Origin of the sequence: Campylobacter sp. LMG 17559, assembly GCF_024723605.1 — a bacterium.
In the GTDB taxonomy this organism is placed as follows: domain Bacteria; phylum Campylobacterota; class Campylobacteria; order Campylobacterales; family Campylobacteraceae; genus Campylobacter_D.
Genome location: NZ_JANQCZ010000001.1, coordinates 168,769 through 182,153, shown reverse-complemented (window position 1 = coordinate 182,153; position 13,385 = coordinate 168,769). Strand labels below are relative to the sequence as shown.

Below are 13,385 nucleotides of genomic sequence, written 5' to 3'. Positions count from 1 at the left end.
TTAGCATTTTAATTTTTTAATAACACTGTCTAATTTTTTACTATCTCCATCTTTTAAATCTTCTAAAGCCTCTATAGCAGGAACGAAATCTTCCATTTCATCAAGATAGTTTTCTAAAGCATTGCGTAAAATTTCAGCCTTTTTCTTTTTAGAAAATTTTGCAGTTTGATTTAAGCGTTCGTAAAGTTCTTCTGAAAGAGTTAGAGTGTATCTTTTATTCATTGTTTAGCCTTTATTTTGGTCTTATTGCTTCTTGGCAAGCTTTACATTTATAATTTGCGTTAGTTGTTTGTATTTTTTGATGAATTTCATAAGGAACTTTGTGAATTTTATTTGCACAAGAACAAATGTATTCATAAAATTCTTGCAATTCACCTAGGTTTGTACTTTTGTCTTTTTTGCTAAGTTGGGCTTGATGCCATTTTTCTATTTTCATATCTTCTCTTAAAATATGCTCTAAAAGCCATTTTGATGCAATTATATTAAGTTTTTCTTTTAAATCATTAGTACTTTTTAAATTTTGGATCAAATCTATCATGGATTGTATGATACTTTTATGAATTTTTTGATGATTAGCAAGTTCAGGATAGCCTATTTTTGCCATATATTTTTCTTCTTCGGCAAAATGTTCTTTCATGTAATTGAAAAAATCCGCAAGTAAAAATTTAATCTGTCCTTTGTGAATAGGTTTATCCGAAATCATCTCAACATTGGCAGCAAGCTCAAAAAGTTTTTGGTGCTGCTTGTCGATTTCTTCATTGTGAATACTATATTTGTCGCACCATTTTGGTAACATACTAAAACCCCTTGTTTGGTTTGTGGGAGAGTTCTTGATGTATTATAATTTACAATATTTTAAATTATGATTAATTTTTATTAAATTTCGGTTTTTTCTTTACATAAAATTAAATTAGTAGAGCATTTTTTACATTTAAATTGTACTTTAGAATATTGTATTTTTAAATGAATTTCATAAGGAACTTTATGAATTCTACCTTCGCATTGGCATTGATATAAGAAATTTTTTATTTTTGGTTTTTCTTCTTCAAAGCTATCTGAAGAATTTTTTATTTGCGTACTTTGTTTCCAATACTCTATCATCATATCATGCTGAATGATATGTTCTATAAGCCATGAATTAACCACTATGTATAATTTTTATTTTAGGTCATTGGTGCTTTTTATGCTTTGTATGAGTTTTATCATAGATTTTGTGATTTGTTTATGCATGAGTTTATGTTGGTTTAAGTAAGGATAATTAATTTCAGCCATGTAGTTTTCTTCATCTTGAAAATGAATTTTAATATAGTGAAAAAATTCAGCAACTATCTTTTTAAGTTCTACTTGATAAATTGGTCTATCTGAAATTTCTTCAACTCTAGCAGCAAGTTCAAAAAGTTTTTTTATGTTGTTCATCAATTTTTTCATTATTAATGCTATATTTTTTATCCCATTCAGGTAACATAAAAATCCTAACAGTATAAATTATAAAATAGTTAATATTTTATAAATATTTTGCTTTAATTCTACTAAATTCACACTCAATTTACATAAAAAAAATATAATGTTTTAAGAAAATATGATAAAAAGGTTAAAAATGGCTACACAAATTCTTTTGTTAGAAGATGATATTAATTTAGGAGAAATTGTTAGTGAATTTTTAGAAGAAGAAGGTTTTATGGTTACTTTAGTCGATAATGCTCAAGATGCGCAAGATAAAGCTTATGAGAAAAATTTTGATTTATGGATTTTAGATGTAAAAGTTCCACAAGGTGATGGTTTTAGCGTGCTTAAAAATTTAAGAGAAGCTGGCAAATATACTCCAGCTATTTTTATGACTTCATTGAATACTACTATGGATTTACAAAAAGGTTTTGAAAGCGGTTGTGATGATTATATTAAAAAGCCTTTTGAATTGCAGGAGTTAAAAATAAGAATTAATGCTATTTTAAAGCGTTCTTTTGCTCATAAAAATGAAGATTATGAAGACTTGGGAAATGGTTTTAAATTTGCTTTTATTTCACAAACTTTATATCAAGACGATAAACCTTTAACCCTGCCTTTAAAAGAATTAAAGCTTTTATCTTTGCTTTTAAAAAATAAAGGTAAATTTATAGATACTGCTTGTATTTTTGAAGAAATTTGGGAGTATGATCAAGAGCCAAGTGAGCTTAGCTTAAGAGCTTATGTAAAAAATTTACGAAAAATTTTAGGCAAAGATAGTATTGTCAACCAAAGAGGAAGAGGGTATTGTTATGTATGAAGCCAAGCGCGTTGCGTGGCAAATTCTTTCTTTGTATTTAGTGAGTATAGGAAGTGTTCTTATAGTGCTTTTTGGCGTATGGTATGCAAAGTTAATAGAAGAATTAATAGCTGAACATAGCATAAAATTAAGACAAGAACATCGTTTTGTAATTTTACAAATGGAAAAGTTACGTTTTGAGCCTATAGAAAAAGGTGCTAGAAAAATTGCTCAAATTTCTAATATAAAATTTGCAATATTTGATAGAACAAAAGTTTATTTTTCTAATCTTGACTTGCCTGCTCAAACAACATTTTTTAAACTTAATAACGCAAATATTTATAATAATAACACTCTAATTTATGTGGCTGATGTGAATTTAAATAATTTATTGCTTGCAAATACTCAAGGACAAGATGCTTTGGAGGTCCTAGGTGATGTTAATCGTTTGAGGGTTTTAGTACAAGGTGATGATATCTCCAAAGAACTTGGATTTATAAGATTTAAAGTAGCTTTGGCTATGGTTTTTTCTTTGATTTTTGTAAGTATAATGGCTTATTTTATACTAAAATTTGCACTCAAGCCTTTAGAAATGAGAATAAGATTTTTAAATAATTTTATAAAAGATACCACTCATGAGATTAATACTCCAATTAGTGCGATATTAATGAGTGTAGAAGGTTTAGAAAGAAAAAAGAATTTTGAAGAAGTTAAAGCTTTAAAGCGTGTAAAAATAGCTGCTTTGACTTTGAGTCATTTGTATTCAGATTTAACTTTTTTAAATTTTTCTCAAGTTTATGAGGCTAAAAAGGATTGGATATTTTTAAAAGATTTGATTAAAGAAAGAATGGAGTATTTTAAGATATTTTTGGAGCAAAAAAATATCAACCTAGAGCTTAGCTTGGAAGATGGTGGAAAAATTTATGCCAATAAAGAACAGTTTTTTAAAATGTTTGATAACCTTGTTAATAATGCTATAAAATATAATGTAAAAAATGGACATATCAAAATAATGCTTTTGGAGCAAAGACTTATAATAGAAGATAGTGGCTGTGGTATAGCAAAGGAAAATTTGGCCAACATTTTTGAGCGTTATTCGAGATTTAATGAAAATCAAGGTGGTTTTGGTATAGGGCTTTCTTTAGTGGATAAAATTTGTAAAGATCATAACATTAACATAAAAGTAGAAAGTGAGCTAAATAAAGGAACAAAATTTATTTTAACTTGGAAAAATTAAAATTATTTATTGCTCATTTTAGCCTTTTCTTTGGCATTTATAAGTGTTGTGATAAATTCATTTAAATTTTTAGTATCGTTTTGATTTAGAGTTTGTGAGGTATGATTTAGCATTTGAGTGATTAAAACTTCGTTGCTTAAGTCATTATCACCAAATTCTCTAGCCTTTTGTAAAATTTTTAAAGCAAGCAAATTTTTTACTTCATACATTTTAATCCTTTAAATAAATCACGCTAACAATGCGCTTTGGAGTTTGGTTTTTTCTATAAGAAAAAAATCTTTCATCATCAAAAGTGCAAAGATTGATATCAAAAATATCATTAATACCTAATTCTTTTGCTTGAAATTTAACTAATGCTTTTAAATCAAGCTTATTTTCATGTAAAAAAGGTGCAAAATTTTCTTTGCTATAATTTAAAATCTCACCATTAATTTCATAATTTTTAGCACAAATTCCTGTTGAAATGATGAGTTTTAAATTCTTGGTTTGAGTGTTAAAGTTTTTTTGCATTTTCAAAACAGCTTCTTTTAAGATATTTTCAAAACAACCTTTTCTGCCTGAATGCAAAGCTGCTATGGCTTTATTTTTATTATCATATAAAAGTAAAGGCAAGCAATCAGCGCTTAAAATGCACAAAGCTACATTTTTTTCATTGCTAATTATTCCATCAGCATTAAAGTGAAAATCTTTATTATAGCGAGTGATGATATTAGAATGAATTTGATTTAAAAATACACACTTTTTTATAGAATTTTCCCAAGGAAAAATATTATCATGAATTTTTGCTCTAAAAATATTATAATCTTGATCAAAGGCTACAAAAGCTTTTGCAAAATCATTTTCTAATAAAGTGATGCAATCTTGTCTATTTGTTGCCATGAAATTTCTTTTTTATAATTTAATTGTCTGTGTATATATCTTGCTAAAAGATCACTTTCTATATTAACGCGTCTTCCTATGGTGTAATTTTTAAACAAGGTTTCATTAAAGGTTATAGGAATGATAGTTAAGCGAATACCATCTTTTAAAACTTCATTGATAGTCAAGCTCACCCCATCTATGGCTACACTTGCTTTATTTGCCATATAAATTTGTATATCATCAGGACATTTAATATAAAAATCAACTCCATTTTCTTTTTTGGAAATATTAGTAATTTCACCTATACCATCAATATGCCCTTGCATTAAATGTCCATCTATTCTATCGCCATAAGCTAGTGCAGGTTCAATATGTACGTAATCTTTTAAATTTTCAATAGCTATGTGAGTTCTTGTTTCATAAGAAAGTTCAAGATTAAAACCATCATCAAAAAGTTTTGTTACGCTCAAACACACACCATTAACTGCTATGCTATCGCCTAGTTTTGGTTTGTAATTTGCTTTTAATCTTAAAGTGTTGTTTTGATATGATTTAACAAAGGCTAATTCGCGGATTAATCCATTAAACATTCAATACCTTTAATTTTTATGAGATTTTATCTAAAACTTTTAAATTTCGAAAAATATTTTTAGTGTTTTATTTTAAAAAATATTATATAATTTTTGCCTTTTTATAAAAATGAGGTCAAAATATGTATGATATAATCGTAATAGGTGGCGGACATGCTGGAGTTGAGGCTAGTGCCGGGGCTGCTAGAATGGGCAAAAAAACTTTACTTTTAACTACTTTAATCGAGCAAATTGGTGCAGCAAGTTGTAATCCTGCCATAGGTGGTTTAGCAAAAGGACATTTAGTAAAAGAGCTTGATGCTATGGGTGGACTTATGGGGCAAATTACCGATGAGGCTGGAATTCAATTTAGAATTTTAAATGAAAGCAAAGGTGTTGCAGTGCGCGGAAGTAGAGCGCAAATTGACATGGATGCTTATAGAATTTGTGCTAGAAATAAGCTTTTAAAACTTGAAAATTTAGAAATTTCTCAAGAGCAAGCTTTGTCTTTACTTATAGAAAATGATGAAGTTAAGGGCGTTAAAACTAATTTAGAAAATACATATTTTGCCAAAAAAATCATACTTACAACAGGAACTTTTTTAAACGGACTTATCCATATAGGTGAAACCAAGCTTCAAGCAGGTAGGGTAGGTGAGCTTGCGTCTGTAAATTTGGGAGATTACTTAAAACAAAGTGGTTTAAAAGTAGGAAGATTAAAAACAGGAACTTGTCCAAGGGTTGATGCTAAAAGTATTGATTTTAGTGTTTTAGAAATTCAACCTGGAGATGAAAATCCTAAAGCTTTTAGCTTTAAAACAAAAAATTTTAAACCTAATCAACTTCCATGTTATATAGCAAGAACAAATTTAAAAACACATGAGATTATAAAAAGTAATTTTTACCGTGCTCCGCTTTTTACGGGGCAAATTGAAGGTATAGGGCCAAGATATTGTCCTTCTATAGAAGATAAGATTAATCGTTTTGGTGATAAAGAAAGTCATCATTTATTTATAGAGCCACAAACTAAAGATGCGACTGAATATTATATCAATGGCTTTTCTACCTCGCTTCCTTATGAAGTGCAAATTGCAATGCTAAGAAGTATAAAAGGTTTTGAAAATGCTAAAATCACGCGTTTTGGCTATGCTATAGAGTATGATTATATTGATCCAACAGAACTAAAACATACTTTAGAAACCAAAAAGATTAAAAATTTATATTGTGCTGGGCAAATTAATGGAACCACTGGTTATGAGGAAGCTGCTGCGCAAGGTTTTATGGCAGGAGTGAATGCGGTTTTAGCAATTGATGAAAAAGATCCTTTTGTGTTAAGGCGTGATGAGGCTTATATAGGGGTGTTGATTGATGATTTAGTGATGAAAGGCACTAAAGAGCCTTATAGAATGTTTACTTCAAGAGCTGAGTATAGATTGCTTTTAAGAGAAGAAAATGCCATTTTAAGACTTGGAGAATATGGATATAATTTTAAACTTTTAAGTCAAGAAGATTATGCATATATTGACAGTATAAAACAAAATGTTGATAAAGGACTTGAGTTTTTGCTTCAAACTACATGGACACCAAGTAAGCAAAATAATGAATTTTTACAAAGCATTGAAGAGGAAAAGATCACTTCAATAGTGAGTTTACAAAAAATTGTTGCAAGAGCTAGTTTTAATATAGAAAAATTAAAAGCTTTAGATGAAATGTTTAAAAATATGGACGAGTATTCTTTAAATGAAATTTTAAATGAAGCAAAGTATTATCATTATATTGCAATGCAAAAAGCACAAATTGAAAAAATGAAAAATTTAAATGATTTGAAAATCCCTGAAAATTTTGACTTTAAAAGTGTGAGTGGATTGAGTAATGAAGTAGTGGAAAAACTGCAAAAATTTAATCCACCAACTATTTTTGCTGCTTCGCAAATTAGCGGTATTACTCCTGCTGCTTTGGATATTTTACATATTTATATCAAAATGAAAAAACAATAGATAATAAATTTATCTATTGTTATGATTTAAAACAAACATTTATTTTTGTTTTTAAATAAATATCCATATATCTTAAATCAAGCTTTTTATACCAAAGAAAAAATTTATCATTTTTTAGATAAACTGCTAAGTTTTACAAAAAAATCAAAACAAAGGAAGTAAAATGGCTACATCTGAAAGTAGACGAAGCTTTATGGGCTTTGCCTTTGGAACGGTAGCTGCTGTGGGTGGTGCTTTTTCATTAGTTGCAATGAAAAAAACATGGGATCCACTCCCAAGTGTAAAAGCAGCAGGTATTACTACTGTAGATCTTTCTGGCATGAAAGAGGGCGAGCTTAGAACAATTGAATGGCGTAAGAAGCCTATATTTATCTTAAAAAAAGATGCAGATATGGCAAAAGATAGCAATAGAGATGTTGTTGTAGGTGATGTTGCTTATACTGTAGTTATTGGTCTTTGTACGCATTTAGGCTGTATTCCAGCTTACGCTCCAAGCGAAAAATTATTTAAGTGTGCTTGCCATGGTGGTGAATTTGACACCAGTGGTAAAAATGTATTTGGTCCTCCTCCAAGACCTTTGGACATTCCTCCTTTTAGAATTGATGGAACAAAATTAGTATTAGGCGAAGAAGGTCCAGAATATAAAAAAATGATCGCGGAGGCTTAATATGGCACAGATAAAAAAAGCAAATGGTATTGTAGATTGGCTTGATCAAAGATTAGCTGTAAATAAGCTTTTTAATGTTTTAATGGCTCAATATTGGATACCAAAACAAATTAACTTCTTATGGGCAATGGGTGTTATTTTAACTACTCTTTTTGCTATTTTATTTATTTCAGGTTTATTTTTAGTAATGTATTACAAGCCAGATGTAGCTTTGGCTTTTGATAGCGTAAATAAAACCATTATGCAAGAAGTGGAGTATGGGTGGCTTTGGCGTCATATGCACGGTGTGGCTGCTTCGGTTGTATTTTTAATCATATATATCCATATGTTAACAGGAATTTATTATGGCTCTTATAAAAGAGGCCGCGAAATGATTTGGATTAGTGGTATGCTTTTATTTGTTGTATTTTCAGCAGAAGCATTTAGTGGATATATGTTGCCTTGGGGGCAAATGAGTTTTTGGGCTGCTCAAGTTATTACTCAACTTTTTGGTGGAATTCCTTTTATAGGTGATGCGTTGGTTATTTGGATAAGAGGAGATTTTGCAGTTTCAGATCCAACTTTAACTAGATTTTTTATGTTGCATGTATGTTTATTGCCTATTGTGATTTTAGCAATTATTGCATTTCACTTTTATTCTTTAAGAATTCCTCATGTAAATAATGAAATTTCAGAAGAAATTGATTTTGATTTAGAAGCTGAAAAATATTTAGCAGGTGATACAAAAGGTTCTAAAGTTATTCCTTTTTGGCCAGGATTTTTAGCTAAAGATTTTATGTATATTGCGCTATTTATGATTTTCTTTTTTTACTTGGTATGTTTTAAATTCAATTTTGCAATGGATCCAATCAACTTTGACCCAGCAAATTCTTTAAAAACACCTCCTCATATTTATCCTGAATGGTATTTCTTGTGGAGTTATGAAGTTTTAAGAGGATTTTTCTTTGATGTTGGAAGCATTAAAGCTTTTGATATAGGACTTGCAGCATTTGGTATAGCACAAATTATTTTCTTCTTATTACCTTGGCTTGATAGAAGTGATGTTGTAAAACCAGCACATGAAAGACCAATGTTTTTTGTATGGTTTTGGGTATTATTGATAGATTTAATTGTACTAACAGTTTATGGAAAACTTCCTCCAACAGGAATTAATGCTTGGATAGGATTTTATGCTTCTATGGTATTTTTACTATTATTGTTAGTAGTCTTACCAATTATTACTATCATGGAAAGAAAAAGGGGCTAATAATGAGAGAATTAAAAATATTTTTTGTAGTTGTCTTTTTCACAGGTTTAGTTTATTGGGGGGTTGAGCCTTACGCGCATTCAGTGATGAATCCTCCTTCAACTCCAGTTAATTTTGACTTTGCAAAAGCTGATGCAGAATTTACCAAAGGTGAAGTTGCTTTAAAAGAAAAAGCAGCAGTGGATGCTAATGCTTCAGGAAGTGAAAAAGCTATAGCTAATGCTCAAAAAGCATTAGAACTTGCAAAAAGCCAAGAAGAAGCTACTAAGCAATTGTGGGAAAAAATCGCAAAAATCGATTTTAGCAAAGGTAATGCACAAAAAGGAAAAGAACTTTTTGAAGGAAATTGTATTGCATGTCATGGTGTGAAGGCTGTCGGAATTCCTGCTACTATTACAGATTCTTCTTTGGGTGTAACACCTCCTGATTTAAGTGATGCGGGTGCTATCTATGATGAGAAATTTTTAGCAGCATTGATTGTTGATCCAGTTAAAGCTTTACAAATTTCACATAAATTTAATGATGAAAATCCATTCTTAATGCCTGCTTATCCTTTAAGTGGCGATGAAACACAAGATAATCAAGATTTAGCAGATTTAATTGCATTCTTTAAAAATACAGCTAGTGAATATGAAAAAGAATTTGATGCAAAATTAAAAGCTGATTTAGAAGAAAAATATGCTAAAAATCAAGAGCTTTCAGAGCAAGCAAAAACAGCTTTAATTGCAAAAGAGTTTGATTTTGCTAAAAACAAACATACATTTGAAAATGCTTGTGGAAGATGCCATGATGTAAAATATGATGGCTTTGTTTCAAGCTCAAATATGAGTGATTTAAAAAATTATCTTGGTATGACACCTCCAGATTTATCTATGATGATTCGTTCTAAAGGTGCACATTATCTTGAAATCTTCATCAATGAACCTCAAAAGAAAATTCATGGAACTGCTATGCCAAGAGTTGGTTTGAATGAAAAAGCACAAACTCAAGTTATTAATTATCTTGAAAAAGTTGGTGATAGTAAAAAAGAAGAAAGAGAGCAAACAGGAATTTATATCATGATATTCTTTGCTATCTTAAGTATTTTTGCTATAGGCTGGAAAAGATCAGTTTGGTCAAAACTACACTAATTTACCCAAAGAACGCCTTGTGGCGTTCTTTTTCTTCAATAATAAGCTAAATATAAAATAAAATTTGATATAATATTCTTTCATTTCACACGCATTAATTTCCTTATTAGGTTGCTTATGGGTTAAAGAATGCGGAGGAATAAACCTAATTATTTTATTTCAAGGAGAATTTCATGGTAAGCATGAGAGATTTATTAGAGTGTGGTGTACACTTTGGACACCAAACAAGAAGATGGAATCCAAAAATGAAAAAATTTATTTTTGGAGAAAGAAAAGGTATCTATGTAATTGATTTACAAAAAACACTTAGATACTTTAGATATACATATAACATCGTTCGCGATGCTGCTGCAGAAGGTAAAACAATTTTATTTGTTGGTACTAAAAAACAAGCTGGTGGAGCGATTAAAGAATATGCTGAAAAATGCGGTATGCCTTATGTAAATCATAGATGGCTTGGTGGTATGATGACTAACTTTGGAACTATCCGCCAATCGATTAGAAAATTAGAAGTTATAGAAAAAATGGAAGAAGATGGAAGTATTAAACTTTTAACTAAAAAAGAAGCTTTAATGCTTACTAGAAAAAAAGAAAAATTACTAGCATATCTTGGTGGTATTAGATATATGAAAACTCAACCTGATATGATTTTTGTTATTGATACTGTTAAAGAAAAAATTGCGGTACAAGAAGCTAATAGATTAAAAATCCCTGTGGTTGCTCCACTAGATACAAACTGCGATCCTGATTTAGTTGATTTCCCAATTCCAGGAAATGATGATGCGATTCGTTCAGTTCAACTTTTCTGCCAAGAAATGGCTGAAGCAATCAATGAAGGTAAAGCTTTAAGAGAGCAAGATGGTGAAGTAAATGAAGAACAACCAATCTCTGAAGAAGAAAAAAAAGAAGTTTTAGAAGAAGCTATGAGTGAAGAAGATTTTGAAGGAGATAAAGAGTAATGGCTGAAATCACTGCACAAATGGTAAAAGAACTGCGCGAAAGTACTGGCGCAGGTATGATGGATTGTAAAAATGCTTTAAAAGATACAGATGGTGATTTTGAAAAAGCAGTACAACTTTTAAGAGAAAAAGGACTTGGAAAAGCTGATAAAAAAGCTGATCGTTTAGCTGCTGAAGGTTTGGTAAGTGTAAAAGTAAGTGATGATTTAAAATGTGCAACTGTAAGTGAAATCAATTCTGAAACCGATTTCGTTGCTAAAAATGAACAATTTATTGCTTTAACAAAAGATACAACAGCACATATTCAAGCTAAAAGCCTTCAAAATGTTGAGCAGTTGCATTCAAGTGAGATTAATGGTGTTAAATTTGAAGAATATTTAAAAAATCAAATTGCAACTATAGGTGAAAATTTAGTTGTAAGAAGATTTGCTACTGTAAAAGCTGGAGCTAGTGGAGCAGTAAATGGTTATGTTCATTCTAATGGACGCGTGGGTGTTATTATTGCTGCAGCTTGTGATAGCGAAGCTACGGCTAATAAGTGTGGAGAATTTTTAAAACACCTTTGTATGCATATTGCTGCAATGAAACCAAGTTATTTATCTTATGAAGAGCTTGATATGGATTTTGTAGAAAATGAATATAAAGCTTTAGTTGCAGAGTTGGAAAAAGAAAATGAAGAAAGAAGAAGATTAAAAGATCCTAATAAGCCAGAGCTTAAAATTCCAAAATTTGCAAGTAGAAAGCAATTAACTCAAGAGATAATCCAAGAAGCTGAAGAAGCTATTAAAGCTGAACTTCAAGCACAAGGAAAACCAGAAAAAATTTGGCCTAACATTATCCCAGGTAAACTAAATAGCTTTATAGCGGATAATTCTCAGCTTGATGGTAGACTTACCCTAATGGGACAGTTTTATGCGATGGATGATAAAAAAACTGTCGAGCAAGTAATTGCAGAAAAAGAAAAAGAATTTGGTGGAGCTATTAAAATAGTAGAATTTATTCGTTTTGAAGTGGGTGAAGGTCTAGAAAAGAAAACTGAAGATTTTGCTGCTGAAGTTGCTGCGCAAATTGGTTAAAAATGGAACTTTTAAAAGCGGAAAATTTAAGCCATAGTTTTGATATTCCGCTTTTTGAAAATCTAAATTTTACTTTAAATGCAAAAGATTGTATTGCAATATGTGGAAGTAGTGGGTGTGGCAAATCTACTCTTTTGCATATTTTATCTACCTTGTTAAAACCTCAATCAGGAAAAGTTTTTTATAATAATCAGGATTTGTATTCCTTAAACGATGAAGCTTTATTAGAAATTCGTAGAAAAGATTTTGGGATTATTTTTCAAATGCATTATTTATTTAAAGGTTTTTTAGCTTTTGAAAATATAGAGCTTGCAAGTATTTTGAGTAGGCAAAATATCGATTATGAGTTATTAAAAAAACTTGATATTGTTGATTTAATGAATCAAAAGATCACAAAATTAAGTGGTGGACAGCAGCAACGAGTAAGTATAGCTAGAGTTTTAAGTAAAAGACCAAAAATCATTTTTGCTGATGAGGCTACTGGTAATTTAGATTTTAAAAATGCTTTAAATGTGTTAGATATTTTGATTGGTTATGTCAAAGAAAATAATGCAGCTTTAGTTTTTGTGACTCACGATCAAGAACTTGCTAAAAAATGTGATAGGATTTATCATTTAAGTAATTATGGAATTTGTTAAATATTTAGGCGATGAAAATGTTGTAATTTTCATGCTTTTATTTGCCAGAATGAGTGGATTAATAGTATTTTTCCCTTTTTTTTCTCACAATAGTATACCTTTGGTAGTAAAAACAACTTTAGCTTTATTTTTAACAATGTTTTTATATCCTTTGGCAAAACTTGAAAATAATACACCTGATTCTTTTTTTATTTTGTATCTTTTAAGTGAAGTGCTTTTTGGGATGGTTGCAGGTTTAATTTTACAAATGATTTTCGCCATTTTACAAATGGCAGGTGAGCAAATTTCTTTTACCATGGGTTTTTCTATGGCTAGTATTTTAGATCCAGCTACAGGTGCTAATACTCCAGTAATTTCTCAAGTTTTAAATTTGCTTGCATTGTTGGTTTTTTTAGCATTTGATGGTCATCATTTGGTATTGCTTTTTATATCTAGTTCATTAGATTATATTAGTTTGGGTGGATTTTATCCGCATGAGAATTTAATGCTTTATTTGAATAAAGCTATGGTAAATATCTTTGTGCTCGGTTTTTCTATGGCTTTTCCTATTTTAGCAATATCTTTATTATCAGATGTTATTTTTGGTATGCTTATGAAAACTATGCCACAATTTAATCTTTTAGTGGTGGGTTATCCTATCAAGATATTTTTATCTTTTGCGGTGCTTATTGCTATTTTACTCATCATGATGCAGTATTTTAAAAATTTAATGTTAAAAAGTTTTGAGCATATGGAGTTATTGTTTTTCAATATATAAGCAATA

At 29.9% G+C, this 13,385-nt stretch carries 15 protein-coding genes and 1 pseudogene; 10 read left to right on the top strand and 6 right to left on the bottom strand.

Annotated elements, in window-relative coordinates; genetic code table 11:
• The 3 genes and pseudogenes from CAMP5082_RS00960 to CAMP5082_RS08450 all read right to left on the bottom strand — a co-directional run bounded on the left by CAMP5082_RS00960 (nt 1) and on the right by CAMP5082_RS08450 (nt 1,465).
• Complete coding sequence (locus CAMP5082_RS00960; RefSeq protein ID WP_263664313.1) at nt 1-222, bottom strand: ribbon-helix-helix protein, CopG family; 222 nt, start codon at nt 220-222, stop codon at nt 1-3.
• A 10-nt stretch (nt 223-232) separates the two neighbouring features.
• A complete protein-coding gene (locus CAMP5082_RS00955; protein WP_337205647.1) occupies nt 233-796 on the bottom strand; it encodes a bacteriohemerythrin in 564 nt (187 codons plus the stop codon).
• An 80-nt stretch (nt 797-876) separates the two neighbouring features.
• Nucleotides 877-1,465, bottom strand: a pseudogene (locus CAMP5082_RS08450) (bacteriohemerythrin).
• Nucleotides 1,466-1,597: 132 nt separating this feature from the next.
• On the opposite strand from CAMP5082_RS08450, the gene dccR reads away from it, so the two are divergent.
• Together dccR and CAMP5082_RS00935 are read left to right on the top strand one after the other, a co-directional pair.
• A complete protein-coding gene (gene dccR, locus CAMP5082_RS00940) occupies nt 1,598-2,263 on the top strand; it encodes a two-component system response regulator DccR (protein WP_337205644.1) in 666 nt (221 codons plus the stop codon).
• Nucleotides 2,256-3,479, top strand: a complete 1,224-nt coding sequence (locus CAMP5082_RS00935; protein WP_337205643.1) for a sensor histidine kinase — start codon at nt 2,256-2,258, stop codon at nt 3,477-3,479. The genes dccR and CAMP5082_RS00935 overlap by 8 nt, the downstream gene beginning before the upstream one ends.
• A gap of 2 nt (nt 3,480-3,481) precedes the next feature.
• Here the strand turns inward: CAMP5082_RS00935 and CAMP5082_RS00930 are convergent, their stop codons facing one another.
• From CAMP5082_RS00930 to ribE, 3 genes are read right to left on the bottom strand one after another with little or no spacing between them, the layout of a single operon-like run.
• Nucleotides 3,482-3,688, bottom strand: coding sequence for a hypothetical protein (locus tag CAMP5082_RS00930; protein ID WP_149062476.1), 207 nt, complete (start codon nt 3,686-3,688; stop codon nt 3,482-3,484).
• Between the two features lies 1 nt (nt 3,689).
• On the bottom strand, nt 3,690-4,358 hold the full coding sequence (gene pgeF / locus CAMP5082_RS00925) for a peptidoglycan editing factor PgeF (RefSeq protein WP_337205642.1): 669 nt from the start codon (nt 4,356-4,358) through the stop codon (nt 3,690-3,692).
• Entirely contained in the window at nt 4,322-4,930 is a 609-nt protein-coding gene (gene ribE, locus CAMP5082_RS00920; protein ID WP_337205641.1) for a riboflavin synthase, read from the bottom strand. Before ribE ends, pgeF begins: the two co-directional genes overlap by 37 nt.
• 122 nt (nt 4,931-5,052) lie before the next feature.
• Between ribE and mnmG the strand changes: the two genes are divergently transcribed.
• The 8 genes from mnmG to fliR all read left to right on the top strand — a co-directional run bounded on the left by mnmG (nt 5,053) and on the right by fliR (nt 13,379).
• Entirely contained in the window at nt 5,053-6,906 is a 1,854-nt protein-coding gene (gene mnmG, locus CAMP5082_RS00915) for a tRNA uridine-5-carboxymethylaminomethyl(34) synthesis enzyme MnmG (RefSeq protein ID WP_337205640.1), read from the top strand.
• Between the two features lie 163 nt (nt 6,907-7,069).
• The gene (locus tag CAMP5082_RS00910) at nt 7,070-7,573 is read left to right on the top strand and encodes a ubiquinol cytochrome c oxidoreductase, 2Fe-2S subunit (protein ID WP_039618773.1); all 504 of its coding nucleotides are present in this window, start codon (nt 7,070-7,072) and stop codon (nt 7,571-7,573) included.
• A 1-nt stretch (nt 7,574) separates the two neighbouring features.
• A complete protein-coding gene (locus CAMP5082_RS00905) occupies nt 7,575-8,819 on the top strand; it encodes a ubiquinol cytochrome c oxidoreductase, cytochrome b subunit (protein ID WP_039668616.1) in 1,245 nt (414 codons plus the stop codon).
• Nucleotides 8,820-8,821: 2 nt separating this feature from the next.
• Nucleotides 8,822-9,949, top strand: a complete 1,128-nt coding sequence (locus CAMP5082_RS00900; RefSeq protein ID WP_263679727.1) for a c-type cytochrome — start codon at nt 8,822-8,824, stop codon at nt 9,947-9,949.
• A 173-nt stretch (nt 9,950-10,122) separates the two neighbouring features.
• Nucleotides 10,123-10,908: a 30S ribosomal protein S2 gene (gene rpsB / locus CAMP5082_RS00895; protein ID WP_039626640.1), complete on the top strand. Its 786-nt coding sequence runs from the start codon at nt 10,123-10,125 to the stop codon at nt 10,906-10,908.
• A complete protein-coding gene (gene tsf / locus CAMP5082_RS00890; RefSeq protein ID WP_337205639.1) occupies nt 10,908-11,984 on the top strand; it encodes a translation elongation factor Ts in 1,077 nt (358 codons plus the stop codon). The genes rpsB and tsf overlap by 1 nt, the downstream gene beginning before the upstream one ends.
• Before the next feature lie 2 nt (nt 11,985-11,986).
• The gene (locus CAMP5082_RS00885) at nt 11,987-12,622 is read left to right on the top strand and encodes an ABC transporter ATP-binding protein (RefSeq protein ID WP_263679723.1); all 636 of its coding nucleotides are present in this window, start codon (nt 11,987-11,989) and stop codon (nt 12,620-12,622) included.
• Nucleotides 12,609-13,379: a flagellar biosynthetic protein FliR gene (gene fliR, locus CAMP5082_RS00880; RefSeq protein ID WP_263664301.1), complete on the top strand. Its 771-nt coding sequence runs from the start codon at nt 12,609-12,611 to the stop codon at nt 13,377-13,379. Before CAMP5082_RS00885 ends, fliR begins: the two co-directional genes overlap by 14 nt.
• The last annotated feature ends 6 nt before the right edge of the window (nt 13,380-13,385 follow it).